This window comes from Pseudomonas poae RE*1-1-14 (assembly GCF_000336465.1).
Classification (GTDB): Bacteria; Pseudomonadota; Gammaproteobacteria; order Pseudomonadales; family Pseudomonadaceae; genus Aquipseudomonas; species Aquipseudomonas poae.
On the sequence record NC_020209.1, the window covers coordinates 1,227,800 to 1,242,336 of the forward strand.

General features: G+C 63.9%; 13 protein-coding genes. 9 read left to right on the top strand and 4 right to left on the bottom strand.

Annotated features, from left to right (window positions below; all coding sequences use genetic code 11):
- Complete coding sequence (locus tag H045_RS05690; RefSeq protein WP_003231936.1) at positions 1-459, bottom strand: MarR family winged helix-turn-helix transcriptional regulator; 459 nt, start codon at positions 457-459, stop codon at positions 1-3.
- A 188-nt stretch (positions 460-647) separates the two neighbouring features.
- Here H045_RS05690 and H045_RS05695 point away from each other — a divergent pair, with 188 nt between their 5' ends.
- The 3 genes from H045_RS05695 to H045_RS05705 all read left to right on the top strand — a co-directional run bounded on the left by H045_RS05695 (position 648) and on the right by H045_RS05705 (position 4,347).
- A complete protein-coding gene (locus tag H045_RS05695; RefSeq protein ID WP_003231934.1) occupies positions 648-1,478 on the top strand; it encodes a p-hydroxycinnamoyl CoA hydratase/lyase in 831 nt (276 codons plus the stop codon).
- 229 nt (positions 1,479-1,707) lie between these two features.
- A complete protein-coding gene (locus H045_RS05700) occupies positions 1,708-3,570 on the top strand; it encodes a feruloyl-CoA synthase (RefSeq protein ID WP_015371692.1) in 1,863 nt (620 codons plus the stop codon).
- Positions 3,571-3,633: 63 nt separating this feature from the next.
- A complete protein-coding gene (locus tag H045_RS05705) occupies positions 3,634-4,347 on the top strand; it encodes a GntR family transcriptional regulator (protein WP_015371693.1) in 714 nt (237 codons plus the stop codon).
- Positions 4,348-4,353: 6 nt separating this feature from the next.
- On the opposite strand, the gene H045_RS05710 is transcribed toward H045_RS05705, so the two are convergent.
- The gene (locus H045_RS05710) at positions 4,354-5,304 is read right to left on the bottom strand and encodes a PDR/VanB family oxidoreductase (protein WP_015371694.1); all 951 of its coding nucleotides are present in this window, start codon (positions 5,302-5,304) and stop codon (positions 4,354-4,356) included.
- On the bottom strand, positions 5,301-6,341 hold the full coding sequence (locus H045_RS05715; RefSeq protein WP_015371695.1) for an aromatic ring-hydroxylating dioxygenase subunit alpha: 1,041 nt from the start codon (positions 6,339-6,341) through the stop codon (positions 5,301-5,303). Before H045_RS05715 ends, H045_RS05710 begins: the two co-directional genes overlap by 4 nt.
- Before the next feature lie 257 nt (positions 6,342-6,598).
- On the opposite strand from H045_RS05715, the gene H045_RS05720 reads away from it, so the two are divergent.
- The 3 genes from H045_RS05720 (at position 6,599) to H045_RS05730 (ending at position 10,460) form a co-directional block, all read left to right on the top strand.
- Entirely contained in the window at positions 6,599-7,861 is a 1,263-nt protein-coding gene (locus tag H045_RS05720; RefSeq protein ID WP_015371696.1) for a serine hydrolase domain-containing protein, read from the top strand.
- Between the two features lie 118 nt (positions 7,862-7,979).
- A complete protein-coding gene (locus H045_RS05725) occupies positions 7,980-9,317 on the top strand; it encodes an alginate export family protein (protein WP_003231921.1) in 1,338 nt (445 codons plus the stop codon).
- Positions 9,318-9,356: 39 nt separating this feature from the next.
- On the top strand, positions 9,357-10,460 hold the full coding sequence (locus H045_RS05730) for a polyamine ABC transporter substrate-binding protein (protein WP_003231919.1): 1,104 nt from the start codon (positions 9,357-9,359) through the stop codon (positions 10,458-10,460).
- Between the two features lie 37 nt (positions 10,461-10,497).
- Here H045_RS05730 and H045_RS05735 read toward each other — a convergent pair whose 3' ends face one another.
- A complete protein-coding gene (locus H045_RS05735; protein ID WP_003231917.1) occupies positions 10,498-11,109 on the bottom strand; it encodes a TetR/AcrR family transcriptional regulator in 612 nt (203 codons plus the stop codon).
- A 198-nt stretch (positions 11,110-11,307) separates the two neighbouring features.
- Between H045_RS05735 and H045_RS05740 the strand changes: the two genes are divergently transcribed.
- The 3 genes from H045_RS05740 (at position 11,308) to H045_RS05750 (ending at position 14,527) form a co-directional block, all read left to right on the top strand.
- Entirely contained in the window at positions 11,308-12,291 is a 984-nt protein-coding gene (locus tag H045_RS05740) for a helix-turn-helix domain-containing protein (protein WP_015371697.1), read from the top strand.
- 78 nt (positions 12,292-12,369) lie between these two features.
- Entirely contained in the window at positions 12,370-13,299 is a 930-nt protein-coding gene (locus H045_RS05745) for a SphA family protein (RefSeq protein WP_015371698.1), read from the top strand.
- Positions 13,300-13,309: 10 nt separating this feature from the next.
- Positions 13,310-14,527, top strand: a complete 1,218-nt coding sequence (locus H045_RS05750) for an MFS transporter (RefSeq protein WP_015371699.1) — start codon at positions 13,310-13,312, stop codon at positions 14,525-14,527.
- Positions 14,528-14,537 lie beyond the last annotated feature (10 nt).

The following is a 14,537-nucleotide window of genomic DNA, read 5'->3' on the forward strand; positions in this document are numbered from 1 at the left end:
TCAGTCCTGGTAAACCTTCTTCAGCAGGCGCAGCAGGGTGGCGCGTTCCTCGCTGTCCAGCGCGGCGGTGGCGTCCAGGTCGCTCTGGGCGGCGATGTCCTTGAGTGTCTTGAGCAGGGTTTCGCCGCTCTTGCTGAGGAAGATGCCATAGGAGCGCTTGTCCGGCTTGCAGCGCAGGCGCACGGCGAGGGCACGGCTTTCCAGTTTGTTGAGCAGCGGCACCACCTGCGGCGGCTCGATGGCCAGGGCGCGGGCCAGGTCGGTCTGCATCAGGCCGGGGTTCTGTTCGATGATCGCCAGGGCCGAGAACTGCGCGGGACGCAGGTCGTGTTCGGCCAACCGGCCGATCAGGTTCTGGAACAGCTTGAGCTGGGCGCGGCGCATGGCGTAGCCGATCAGGTCATCCAGCGCCGAATCCAGCGGCGGCGGCATGTCGGTGATAGGGGAAGGCTTGGCCATTACGATGCAATCCTCAAAGGGTGGTTATGAAGGCTATGCAGTTTGCCGGGGTTGACGCTCCGTGGCTATGCCAGCTTCGTACAAAGTCAGTAAAACAAGGGAAATTCGGGTTAATGGTTAATTGACATAACTATATTTGCGGTTTAGTTTCGAAGCATCTTCACTCCCCAGAACAAGAGCGTATCGCCATGAGCAATTACGAAGGTCGTTGGAGCACTGTCAAGGTTGAGATCGAGCAAGGCATCGCCTGGGTCATCCTCAACCGTCCGGAAAAACGCAACGCGATGAGCCCCACCCTCAACCGCGAAATGATCGACGTGCTGGAAACCCTGGAGCAGGACCCGGACGCCGGCGTGTTGGTGCTGACCGGTGCCGGTGAGGCCTGGACCGCAGGCATGGACCTCAAGGAATATTTTCGCGAAGTGGATGCCGGCCCGGAAATCCTCCAGGAAAAAATCCGCCGCGAAGCGTCGCAATGGCAGTGGAAATTGCTGCGCATGTACGCCAAACCCACCATCGCCATGGTCAACGGCTGGTGCTTCGGCGGTGGCTTCAGCCCGCTGGTGGCCTGTGATCTGGCGATCTGCGCCGATGAAGCCACCTTCGGTCTCTCGGAAATCAACTGGGGCATCCCGCCGGGCAACCTGGTGAGCAAAGCCATGGCCGACACCGTGGGCCATCGTCAATCGCTGTACTACATCATGACCGGCAAGACCTTCGGCGGGCAAAAAGCCGCCGAAATGGGCCTGGTCAACGAGAGCGTGCCCTTGGCGCAACTGCGGGAAGTCACCCTCGAGCTGGCGCGCAACCTGCTGGAGAAAAACCCGGTGGTACTGCGTGCGGCCAAGCATGGTTTCAAGCGTTGCCGCGAACTGACCTGGGAGCAGAACGAGGATTACCTCTACGCCAAGCTCGATCAGTCGCGTTTGCTCGACACCGAAGGCGGCCGCGAGCAGGGCATGAAACAGTTCCTCGACGACAAGAGCATCAAGCCTGGCCTGCAGACCTACAAACGCTGAGCGCAGCGGCCATCGGCCGCTCCTTGCAACCCCGCTTGAACGTGTTCCCGATAAAGACAACAAGAGGAATCACCATGCTGGACGTAACCCTGTTCTGCGCGTGTACCGCGCTGGTGCCCAACGCGCCTGGTTCCCGTCTGTTTGACGCCGCTGGACATTACCCGATCTGAGCCGGCGCCGCCGCGTCGCGGTGGCCCCGTACCTTCAAAAACGGCAGAGGACATCCCCCGTGAGTTCCGAATTCAGATCGCAACCCCAGCCCGCCCCGCGCTACCGCAACGTGTCCATTGGCCAAGCGCCGGTGGCAATCACTGAAGAAGAGGGCGTGCTGCACATGCGCTCCCTGGAACCCCTGGCGCCGTTGCCGCCGCGCCTGCTGGACCGGCTGGTGCACTGGGCGCAGGTGCGGCCCGCGCAGACCTTTATCGCAGCGCGCCAGGCCGACGGTGACTGGCGCCACGTCAGCTACAAGGACATGCTCGACAGCGTGCGCGCGATTGCCCAAAGCCTGCTCGGTTACGGGCTGTCGGCGCACAGGCCGCTGGCGTTGCTCTCGGGCAACGACATCGAGCACCTGCAGATGGCGCTCGGCGCGATGTACGCCGGCATTCCCTACAGCCCGGTGTCGCCGGCATATGCATTGTTGTCCCAGGATTTCGCCAAGCTGCGGCACGTGTGCGATCTGCTACAACCGGGGTTGGTGTTCGTCAGCGATGGCGCCGCTTACCAGTGCGCGATCGAGGCGGTATTGCCGGCTACAACACCGCTGATCACGGTGCGCGGCGAGGTGCCGGGGCGTACCTGCATACCGTTCGCCAGCCTGCTGCAAACCCCTGGCGGCCAGGCGGCCGAGGCGGCGTTCGAGGCCACGGGACCGGACAGCATCGCCAAGTTCCTGTTCACCTCCGGCTCCACCAAGCTGCCCAAGGCAGTGGTCACCACCCAGCGCATGCTCTGCGCCAACCAGCAAATGCTTTTGCAGACCTTTCCGGTGTTCGGCGAGGAGCCGCCGGTGCTGGTGGACTGGCTGCCGTGGAACCACACCTTTGGCGGCAGCCACAACGTGGGCATCGTGCTCTACAACGGTGGCACCTTTTACCTCGATGACGGCAAACCCACGGCCCAGGGTTTCGCCCAGACCCTGCGCAACCTCAAGGAAGTGTCGCCCACGGCCTACCTCACCGTGCCCAAGGGCTGGGAAGAACTGGTCAATGCCCTGGAGCAGGACGGCGAACTGCGCGAGCGGTTTTTTGCGCGCATGAAACTGTTCTTCTTTGCCGCCGCCGGCCTTTCGCAAAGTATCTGGGACCGCCTCGACCGCGTGGCCGAACAACACTGCGGCGAGCGCATCCGCATGATGGCCGGGCTGGGCATGACCGAAGCCGCGCCGTCCTGCACCTTCACCACCGGGCCGCTGTCCATGGCCGGCTACATCGGTTTGCCCGCGCCGGGCTGCGAAGTGTGCCTGGTGCCGGTGGACGGCAAGCTGGAAGGGCGCTTTCGCGGGCCTCATATCATGCCGGGCTACTGGCGCGCGCCGGAGCAGACCGCCGAGGTGTTCGACGAGCGAGGCTTCTACTGTTCGGGGGACGCGATCAAGCTCGCCGATGCGCAGCAGCCGCAGTTGGGGTTGATGTTCGACGGGCGCATCGCCGAGGACTTCAAGCTGTCCTCCGGGGTGTTCGTCAGCGTCGGGCCGTTGCGCAACCGCGCGGTGCTCGAAGGCTCGCCCTATGTGCAGGACCTGGTGATCACCGCGCCGGACCGCGAGTGCCTCGGCGCGCTGGTCTTCCCCAGACTCTATGAGTGCCGGCGGCTGGCTGGCCTGCACGCCGACGCCAGCGACGCCCAGGTGCTTGCCAGCGCGCCGGTGCGCCAGTGGTTCGGCGACTGGCTGCAGCGGCTCAATCGTGACGCGACCGGCAATGCCAGCCGCGTGGAGTGGATCGCCTTGCTCGACGAGCCGGCGTCCATCGACCGTGGGGAGATCACCGACAAGGGCTCGATCAACCAGCGCGCGGTGCTGCAATGGCGCGCGGCGCGGGTCGAGGCGCTGTATCGCGGCGAAGACCCCACAGTGCTGCGCGCCTGACGCGCGCTGCGGTACTGCGCTGCGGTACTATGGCAGCCCCCTGTTTTTCTGGAAGCTGCCTGGATGAGCAAGCCCGGTCAATTGGTGCTGGTTGCACTGCGCAAGATGATTGCCAGCGGAGAGCTGGCGGCGGGCGAGCGGCTGCTGGAAGTGCCCACCGCGCAGCGCTTCGGTGTGTCGCGCATGCCGGTGCGCATGGCCTTCCGTACCCTCGAACAGGAAGGCCTGCTGGTGCCGTTTGGCGGGCGCGGGTATCAGGTGCGCTCGGTCAGCCCCAGCGATATCGCCGGCGCGGTCGAAGTGCGTGGCGTGCTCGAAGGGCTGGCGGCGCGTCAGGCCGCCGAGCATGGGCTGTCCGACGAGGCGCGGCGCGCGCTGGAGCGTTGCCTGGTGGAGGGCGATCAACTGTTCGAAAAGGGCTATGTCACCGAGGACGACCTGGAGGTCTACCACGACCTGAACATGCGTTTTCATCAGGTCATCGTCGCCGGCAGCCACAACCCGGCAATCACCGACGCGCTGGCACGCAACGATCACCTGCCGTTCGCTTCCGTCACCGCGCTGGCCATCGACCGCGAGGACATGGCGCGCGAGTACCGGCGTTTCAACTATGCCCACCTGCAGCATCACTCGGTGTTCGATGCGCTGGTCAATCGCCAGGGCGCGCGGGCCGAGGCGATCATGCGCGAGCATGCCAACGCGACCTTGCGCTATGCCGAAATTTTCAGCGCCGCCACCGCCCGCGAGCGGATCAAGGTCATTGTGCCGGCGTCTTGAGGCGGGTCAGATATCCAGCACCAGCCGCGCGCTTTTCGCACGCGAACAGCACGGCGTGAACTGATCGTTGAGCGCCTGCTCCTGTTCGGTGAGAAACAGGTCGCGGTGCTCGGGAATGCCGTCGAGCACACGGGTCAGGCAGGTGCCGCAGATGCCTTGCTCGCACGACACGGCAATCTCGATGCCGTGGCTCTGCAAGACCTGCACCACGCTCTTGTCGGCGGGGATATCGAACACCTCACCGCTGCTGGCGACCTGCACCGAGAACGCCCCATCAACACTTGCGTCCACCGTCGGCGCCGAGAAGTACTCGCGGTGCAGGCAATCCTCCTGCCAGCCCTGAGCGCGTGCGCTGTCGAGCACATGCTGCATGAAACCGCCGGGGCCGCACACGTACAGGTGCACGTCGGCCGCCGGAGCAGCCAGGACCTCGGCGGCGTTGAGGGCGGTGTGCGGTTGCGCGTCAAAATGCAGGAACACCCGCTCGGCAAACGCCGATGCCTCGAGCCGCTGCACAAACGCTGCGCGCTCACTGGCGCGGGCGCAGTAATGCAGTTCGAAGTCGGCGCCGGCCTCGGCCAGGTGCTCGGCCATGCACAGGATCGGGGTGATGCCGATGCCGCCGGCAAACAGCAGGCTGCGTCGTGCCTGCGGGGCGAGGGGGAACAGGTTGCGCGGCTCGCTGATGCTCAGGCGCGTGCCCATCTGCACCTGTTCGTGCAGGCTGCGCGAGCCGCCGCGCGTGGCCGGGTCCTTGAGCACGCCGATCAGATAGCGATGGCGCTCTTTGGGGTGATTGCACAGTGAATACTGACGCAGCAGCCCATCCGGCACGTGCACGTCGATGTGTGATCCGGCGCTGAACGCCGGCAGCGGCGTGCCGTCGACGCTGGTCAGCTCATAGCTGCAAATATCCAGCGCCTCGTCGTTGCGGCACGTCACCACGACCTCGATCATGTTGGCTCTCCGGCGCGTTCCCTGGCGATCAGGCGTTCGAGAATCTTGCGCGACTGCACACCCCCGGCATCGATATTCAGCTTGAGCAGGTTGCGCGTGGGGTGTGCCAGCAGGTTCTGTTGCTGACGTTCGAGCATCTCCAGGTCTTCGCTGAAAATCTTGCCCTGACCTTCACGAATACTGGCGGTCAGCGCCTCGTCCTGCGGCTGGAAATTGCGCGCCATGCCCCAGAAATACCAGATCGAGGTGTCGGTCTGCGGGGTGATGAAATCCACCACGATGCTCGCCGCCTTGTGTTCCGGCGCGGCGTGGTAGCCGCCTTTGCCGGCGTGGGCCACGCCGACTTCGATCATCACGTGACTGGGCGGGCTGAAGCGGCAGATCTGCCAGCGGTCCACCGGCACATCGTCGGCCAGTTGGTTGCCGCGCAGCGCCATGCGCCAGAAGGGCGGCGCCATGATGTTCTGCATGTGCCGGGCGGTCACCACCTCATCGCCTTCCACCGTGGTCACGGGCGGTGCTTCGTCGATTTCTTTTTGGCCGATGCTGGAGGCGTGCACGTAGGTTTCGTGGGTCAGGTCCATCAGGTTGTCGATCATCAGGCGGTAATCGCACTGGATGTCGAACAGCCCGCCGCCGTAAGCCCAGTGCTCGCTGTCGGCCCATTCCAGGTGCGGAATCAGCGCGGGGTCGGCCTGCGCCTGATCGCCGGGCCACACCCAGATAAAGCCGTGACGCTCGACAGCGGCGAAAGCCTTGTTGCACGGAAACCCGCGTACCCGCTGGCCGGGCATCTCCACGGTCTTGCCATCGCCACCCATCACCAGGCCGTGATAGCCGCACACCAGGTTTCCGTTTTCGACATAGCCCAGGGACAGCGGTGCCCCGCGATGAGGGCAGAAGTCTTCAAGGGCTCTGACCTGATCCGTGTGGTCTCGATAAAACACCAGCTTTTCCCCGCAAATCTGTCGACCCAGGGGTTTGTGCGCCAGTTCATCGGGGGTGCAGGCGACGTACCACGTGTTTTTCGGATACATGACGGTTCTCCAGGCTGATCGTTATTCTTATTTAATGGATCCATTAGAGGCGCGCGGGGTTATGCGGTCAATTCAGTATTTTCAGGTTTCATGGAAAATATGGGCGATTATCGGCCGCTTTTTTATGAATTATTGGATCCATAATTCTTAAGATTTTCTGAAATATCTGTTAAATATTTTATTGACTAAAATAATTAATAAGCGTAATTATTTTCCTGCATCTGCTCTCACGCAGAGTCATTTCCAGGATCACAGAGATGAGCCAGAACGCCGTCCCCTTACTCGTCAGGCTGTATGTCGAGGCCAATGAATCTTCACCGCTGGAGCCAACCGCACCGCGCCTGATGCAGGGGTTTCCCGCCGCGCCGGAGCAGCGCGTGACCTGGGATAACTGGATGCGCCCGCCGTTCAACCGCTGGGGCTTTCGTCACCTGGCGCAGTTGCGTCCCTCCATTGATGTGCAGGCCGGGCGTGGCCCGTGCGCGCCGCTGGTGGACGCGCCCCAGGCGCTGGATGAGTTGCACTTTGACAGCGTCTGCGGCCTGAGCATCAGCGTGCTCGACCACCTCAAGGCCAGTCACACCGACGGCCTGCTGGTGCTGCAGGGCGATCAGGTGCTGTTCGAGCGTTATTTCAACGGCCAGCGGCCGGACGATCGCCACATCATGTTTTCGGTGACCAAGTCGCTGATCGGCGTGCTCGGCGAACAACTGGTCAGCGAGACGGTGCTCGACCCGACGCGTCTGGTCGCCAGCTACGTGCCGGAGCTTGCGGGCAGCGCCTTTGGCGATGCGACGGTGCGCCAGCTATTCGACATGGCAGTGGGCATCGACTACCGCGAGGTGTACGACGACCCGACGTCCGAGAGTTCGCAATACGGCTACGCCTGCGGCTTCAACCCGGCGCCGAGCCAATATTGCGACTTCGAATCCCTCTACCAATATCTGCCGTCGCTGCGCAAACGCGGTGAGCACGGCGGATTCTTCCATTACGTGACCGCCGCCACCGAGGCGCTGGCCTGGGTCATGGAGCGCGCCTCCGGCGTGCCCTGCGCGCAGCTGTTGCAGAGGGTCTGGAGCCAGCTGGGGTGTGAGCGCGACGGCTACTTCATGGCCGACCCCTGGGGCCGCAGCGTGGCCGGCGCCGGCTTCAGCGCGACCCTGCGCGACATGGCGCGCTTCGGCCGACTGCTGGCCAATGACGGCCGCCACGGCGCCGAGCAACTGCTGCCAAGCGAGGCCATCGCGCGCATCGCCAGGGGCGCGGACCCTGCGATCTACGCGGCCAACCCGGACTTCTCCGAGTGGGCCCCCGGCGCGTCCTACCGCAGCCAGTGGTACGTGTTCAATGACCACAGCCAGGCGCTGATGGCGGGCGGCATTCATGGCCAATACCTGTTCATCGATAAACCGTCCCGCGTGGTGATCGTCAAGCAGTCATCGCTGCCCGAGGCCGTCGGCCCGTTCGATGCCGACAGCGTGCGCATGCTGCGCGCCATCGCGGCGCACCTGACGCGCTGACGCCATTTTCAACAATAAAGATCCGCGTCCGGATTCCACCTGGCTCGCCCAGGTGTTGGCGGCGTACTGCGCCGCCTGCAACTGCCCTGTACAACAATAACTACGCAGGAGCTTCACGATGTCTTTCACGACGCGTTTTACCCGTGTGCTGGTGGCGGTGAGTCTGCCGCTGAGCGCTCAGGTCGCTTTGGCGGGCTACACCTTCGAGGACGGCGACCTCAAGGGCGAGGTCAATCTCACCGCCGGCGGCGCCAGCATCACCACGCGCAACGTCAACTTCGGCAGCGGCCGGGTCGACCAGCGCAACGGTCGCAATGGCGGCCGTTCGATTGGCTGGCAGGAGTTCTATGTCAAGCCTGGTATCACGTTCAACTACGCGCTGAACCCCGACGTCAGCCTGCTCGGCGGCGCGTCGGTGGTAGCCGCCACAACCTTTGGCGATGGCGATGCCGGCGGCTTTACCCGCAGCTCCGATGGACGGGTGGCCACCGAAGAGCTGTTCGCCGGGGTGCGAGTCGGCGAATGGACGTTCACCGCCGGGCGCCAGAACTACAAGGTCGGCACCGGTTTCATCGTGATGGATGGCAACCTCGATCAGTTCAAGGACGGCGCCTATTGGCTCAGCCCGCGCACCGCGTTCAAGGACTCGGCGATCCTCGCCTGGGACCATGGCGCGCTGAAGAGCCAGGTGTTCAGCCTGCGCACGGACGACGACCTGGGTGACTTTCGCATGACCGGGGTCAACCTCGACTACAACCTCGACGACCAGGTGACCCTCGGCGCGATGGCGCTCAAGGTCAACGCCCTCGGCCCCCGGGGCAGCACCTTGCCACGCCGCCGCGACGGCATGCAGGTGTACAACCTGCGCGCGCTGAATGCCAGGGTGCCGGGCATCGCGCCGCTGACCCTGAACGCCGAATACGCGGTGGAACGTGGCAGCGGCGAGGGCGTCGACTACGCGGCCAACGCCTGGTATGCCCAGGCCGACTATGCCTTTGGCGACCTGCCGCTGACGCCGATCCTCGGCTATCGCTACGCGAGCTTTTCCGGTGACGACAACCTGAGCGACAACCGGCAGAAGGCCTGGGACCCGTTGAGCAAGGGCTTCATCGACTGGAGCACCTGGCTGGTGGGCGATGTGGTCGGCAACTACCTGTTGTTCAACAGCAACGAAAACGTCCAGCAGTTCTCGCTCAAGACGCACCTGAGCCAGACCTTCACCCTGGGTGCGATCCACTATCAGTTCTGGCTCGACGAGAAAAACTACATGGGCGCGGCGGTCAACGACCGGCGCTTTGCCGATGAAAGCGTGGTGTTTCTCGACTGGACGCCCACGCCGTCGTTCTACAGCTCGCTGTCCTACAACTGGGTCAAGCCCCTGGCGGCGGCCAGGCAAGTGTTCGGCAATGACCAGAAATTCAGTGCCCTGGAACTCTACTTCACCTACCGTTATTGAGCGCCGCGAGCCATTGCGGCCGCGCAGGAGTGTGTGTGCATGAACAAGTCTTTGCGTAATACCTTGCTGGGCGTCGCCATCGCCTGGTTGTGCAGCGGCTGGTGCGTGGCCGAGGAGCGCACGGTGCGCATCTATAACTGGATCGAGTACCTGCCGCCTGAAATCCTCAAGAACTTCGAACAAGAGACCGGCATTCATCCGATCTACGATGTGTTCGACAGTGTCGAGACGCTGCAAGCCAAATTGCTGACCGGCAACTCCGGCTACGACGTGGTATTTCCCGGCAGCTCCTTCATCAGTAATCTGATCACCGCCGGCGCCATCGAGCCGCTGGACCGCAGCCAGTTGCCCAACTGGAAACACCTCGACCCGCAATTCATGACCTCTCTGGAAGCTGTGGGTGATCCCGGCAACCGCTACGCCGCGCCTTACCTGTGGGGCACCACGCTGATTGGTTACAACGTCGACAAGATTCAGAAAATCTTCGGCGCGGATGTGCAGATGAACACCTGGGACATGATCTTCAAGGAAGAGAACCTGAAAAAAATGACCGGCTGCGGCGTCGGCTTCCTCGACGCAGGCAATGAGATCCTGCCCATCGCCTTGCACTATCTGGGTCTGGATCCCAACAGCCAGAAGCGTGAGGACTACACCCAGGCGCAGCAGTTGATGCTCAAGATCCGCCCCTATGTCACCTACTTCAACTCCTCGCGCTACGGCATGGACCTGGCCAATGACGAGATCTGCGTGGCGGTCGGCTGGTCCGGCGGCGTGGCCTTGGCCAAGCAACTGGCGGACGCGGCAGGCAAGGGCGTCAAGGTGGCGATGGCGCTGCCCAAAGAGGGCGCACCCATGTGGTCGGACGTGATGGTGGTGCCGAAAAATGCGCCGCATACGGCCGAGGCCCACGCGTTCATCAATTACATCCTGCGCCCCGACGTGATCGCGCTGATCAGCAACCGCATCGGTTACCCGAACCCCAACAAGGACTCGACCGAGATGGTCAAACCGGAGATCCGCAACAACCCGAACATGTACATTTCCGACGCCGCGCGCAAAACCCTGTTCCCCTTGCAGCCGATGCCGGCGGCCATTGAGCGCATCCGCACCCGCGTATGGACCACCGTCAAGAGCAACCGCTGAGCACTGCTGCGGCCTGAAGCCCGAGGTGGCGACGGGCTCAGGTGCGCATGCCCTGGAACAGCAGGGCGGTGATGCGGCGCACCTGACTGGAGTGGGATTCGATGTCCGGCGGGGTCTGGCTGACCAGGCGCAACAGCTGCAGGTGCGCGTAGTCGTTGAGCAGGAATGCGGCGAGGTCCACGTCCAGGTCGGCGCGCAGCTTGCCGGCCTGTTGCAACTCGCGCAGCAGGCCGCTGATTTGCGCGCGCAACGCCTCGTTCATGGCGCGGTAGCCGGCGGGCAAATCGCTTTCGCCGCCGAACAGAATCAACGGCAGCAGCTCACGCCACAGGTTGGGGTGCATGACCTCGAGCGCATAGTCGGTGAGCAGTTTCTCCAGATAGCAGAGTGCGTCCACCGGGTCGTCCATCGCCGGCATCAGGCGACGCGTGTCGTGCAGGGCGCGGCGGTCGGCTTCGTGCAGGATTTCCAGGATGATTTCCTGCTTGTTGCCGAAGTACTTGAACACCGTGGGCGCCGAAACGCCCGCCTGGTTGGCGATCTGTTCGATGGTGGTGTTCTGGTAACCCTGGCGTTCGAACAGTTCGATCGCCGCTGTACTGATGGCTTGGCGGCGTTCCAGCCGTTGCCGTTCACGCAGTCCGCTCACGCAAGATCCTTGTCGGGAAAAGAGCAGGGCAGTCGGCCCCGGCAGTGTGGTGAAAATACTTTACGGAGTAAAAACTTTAAAGCGCTCATTTTTTGCGGATGCACTAGCCGATTTCGGCACAGCTTGCCCACAGGCGCGCCAGGGGGAATGGAAATTGCGTGCTTGACCAGGCTGGCAGGCTCAACAGGAAAACAGTCGATGAACAACAATAATTCATGGGGACCCCCGACGTGCCCTGCACCGAACGACCCTGGCGTGCTGCAGCGCTATCGCACCCACGACATCGACCAGCACGCGCGCAACATGCACGGCTGGCAGGTGCGTTATGACCAGTTGACCCCGGGTCGCTTCGATGGCGAGCTGACCGCATTGAGTGCCGGCTGGATGCAACTGGTGCGCGACCGCGCCAATCAGTCGATGCTCAAGAGCGGCCGCGCGTGGAAAGGTGCGATCACGTTCAGTGTGCCGCTCAGCCCGAGTGGGCCGCTGTTTTGTGCCGGGCATCCGCTTCAGGAGCAGCACTTGTTGGTGGCCCATGGCGAGCACCTGCCGGATTTGCGCGTTCCGGCGCAGCTCGACCTGCTGAGTGTCGCCGTCGACGCCCAGGCCCTGGAACGTGTGTTGCAACGCCAGGGCGTGGGTTTTCGAATTACCGATCTTCCCACCTGTTACCGTTTGGCCGCGACGTCGATGCAGGTGCAGCTGGCCAGGCTGTTCGATGGCCTGGCCACCGCCGATCAAGGGCCGGGCAGCCTGCTGCGCCACGAAGCGGTTCGCCACGGTATTCGCGACGCGGTGATGGTGCAGTTGCTCGAGTTGATCGCGCCGGATCAGGCCGCAGCGCTCAGCCCGACCGCGCGCAAGCGTATGGTGGACCGCGCCAGGGAATATGCCTTGGGGCATCTGGATGAGCCGCTGTCGATCCTCGACCTGTGCAATCACATCGGCGCCAGTCGCCGCAAGCTTCAGTACTGTTTTCAGGAAACCCTGGGCATCAACCCGGTGGCCTATCTGCGCGCGCTGCGCCTCAATGCGGTGCGTCGCGAGCTGTGCGCGCACGCCGCCGTCCATGGCGTTCAGCAGGTGGCGGCGCGTTGGGGGTTCTGGCACTTGAGCCGGTTTGCCAGCGATTACCGCACCCTGTTCGGCGAGTCGCCCTCGCAGACCCTGCACCGCCGCTAACTGTGCTGAAAACGGCTAACCCGCTACGCCGTGCGCTGCATAGGATGCCCCCACACCAAGGGTCGGGAGGGGCATTCGATGAACAACAACAAAAGCAGCATGCGCCGCGTCACAGGTTTCAGCCTGGGGCTGCTGGCGCTGTGTGCCGGCGCACAGGCCACGGAAAACGGCGCGCCGACCACGGCGGTCGGGGTCTACGACTTTGGCGCCGGCATGATGCCGCCCGCCACGGCGAACGGCACCCTCGGCCTGCGCACGGGGTTCTATAGCGCCAACGTGCAAAGAAACAGTCAGGGCAGGGCGGTGGACAATCATTTATCGCTGGACGTGCTGTCCATCGGCCTGGCTTACCTGCGCATGACGGACTACCAGCTGCTGGGCGCGCAATACGGTTTCGGCGCGGTTGTACCCTTCTTCAGGATGGATGCCTCGCTGCAGGTGCCCACCCCCAACGGTCCGTTGCAGCTGTCGGCCGACCCGTTCCGGCTGGCCGATGCGCAGGTCATTCCGCTGATCCTGCAGTGGAGCCTGTCACCCAACCTGTTCATCAACACCCAGTTGCAGATTCAGGCGCCGACCGGTGACTACGAGCGCAAACGCCTGGTGTCGCCGGGGCTCAATCACTGGACAGTGTCCCCGGCCGTCAACGCCACTTATATCAGCGACACAGGCTTTGAGCTGTCGTCGAGCGTGCAGTTGGACATCAACACGCGCAACCCCGACACCCATTACCGCAACGGCGTGGAGTACCGCCATGAATTCGCCGTGGGTCAGCACTTCGGCCCCTGGACGGCGGGCATCGGTGGCTATTACTACCGCCAGCTCAGCGACGACGATGCGCCTGACCTGACTCGCGGCAACCGCGCGCGGGTGATGGCCCTCGGTCCGGCGCTCAGCTACATCGCGCCAGGACTGCCGCCCGTGTGGCTGCACCTCTACAAGGAGTTCGATGCACGCAACCGCGCCGAGGGCTACACCGTGGCCCTGCGTGTTTCCCACAGTTTTTGAGGGCCGGATCATGAGCACTGTCAGTCCTGTTTCAACCGTTTCATCCGGCGACGCGCGCCAGGCCAATGGCCGCCGCGAAGGGCGGGTGCTGATCCTCGGCAGCAGCCTGACCATCATGGGCGCCGTGATGATCGCGCCCGTGCTGCCCAAGCTCGGCGCCGAGTTCGGCCCGGTCACCGCCCATGCCGATTTGCTGGTGCCCCTGGCCGTGACCGGGCCTGCGCTGGCCATTGCGTTATGCGCGCCGCTGGCCGGCTGGCTGGCCGACCGCGTCGGGCGCAAGGCGTTGCTGGTGGTCGCCACCGTGCTCTATGCGTTGTTGGGTGTGATGCCGGCCTTGCTCGGCGACTTGCACGCTATCGTCATCGTGCGGCTGCTGTTCGGCGCGGCGGAAGCGGCGGTGATGACCTGCTGTTCGGCACTGATCGCCGATTACTGGCACGGCGGCGAAAGGCTGCGCTACATCAATCGGCAGATGGTCACCATCGGTCTGGTGGGCGCGCTGTTTTTCGTGCTGGGCGGTGCGCTGGGCGAATATTCCTGGCGCTTGCCGTTCCTGTTGTACCTGCTGCCGTTGCTGTTGGTGCCGGCGATGCTGACCGTGCTGTGGGAACCGACCCGTGAGCGGCCGGGGGCACAGGCGCCAGGCCCTGAGCGGGTGGCGCTGGTGCCGGTGGTGCTGGGTTACCTGCTGATTTTCGGCGGCATGGTGCTGACCTTTATTGCGCCGGTGCAGGTGCCGGTTGTGCTGGTGGAAATGGGTGTCACGTCCAGCACGCTGATTGGACTTTGCGCCGGGCTGAGCCTGCTCGCCACCCTGGGCGGGTCCCTGGCCTGGCCGCTGATGCTGCGCACGCTGAAGGGGGCGGGGACCAACGCGGTGTTGTTGCTACTGTTCGCGGCCGGGCTGTGGTTGCTCAACCATGCGCAAAGTTACCGCGAGGTGGCGCTGGCCATGCTGATTCACGGCCTGGGCGCTGGCCTGCTGGTGCCGAACGTGATGGCGCCGGTGATGCAGGCCCTTACGCCGCGCACCCGTGGGCGCGGCCTGGGCGGGCTGACCGCATGCATGTACCTGGGGCAGTTTGTCAGCCCGCTGGTGGTCGCGGCACTGGTGGCCTGGGCGGGCGATTTGCGCCACGCCCTGCAAGTGTTGGCAGTTGCCAGCGTGGTTGCGGCGTTGCTGTGGGGCATGGCGGCTGTAGCGCACCGACGTTCGGCGCCTTGAGCCGCGTGCG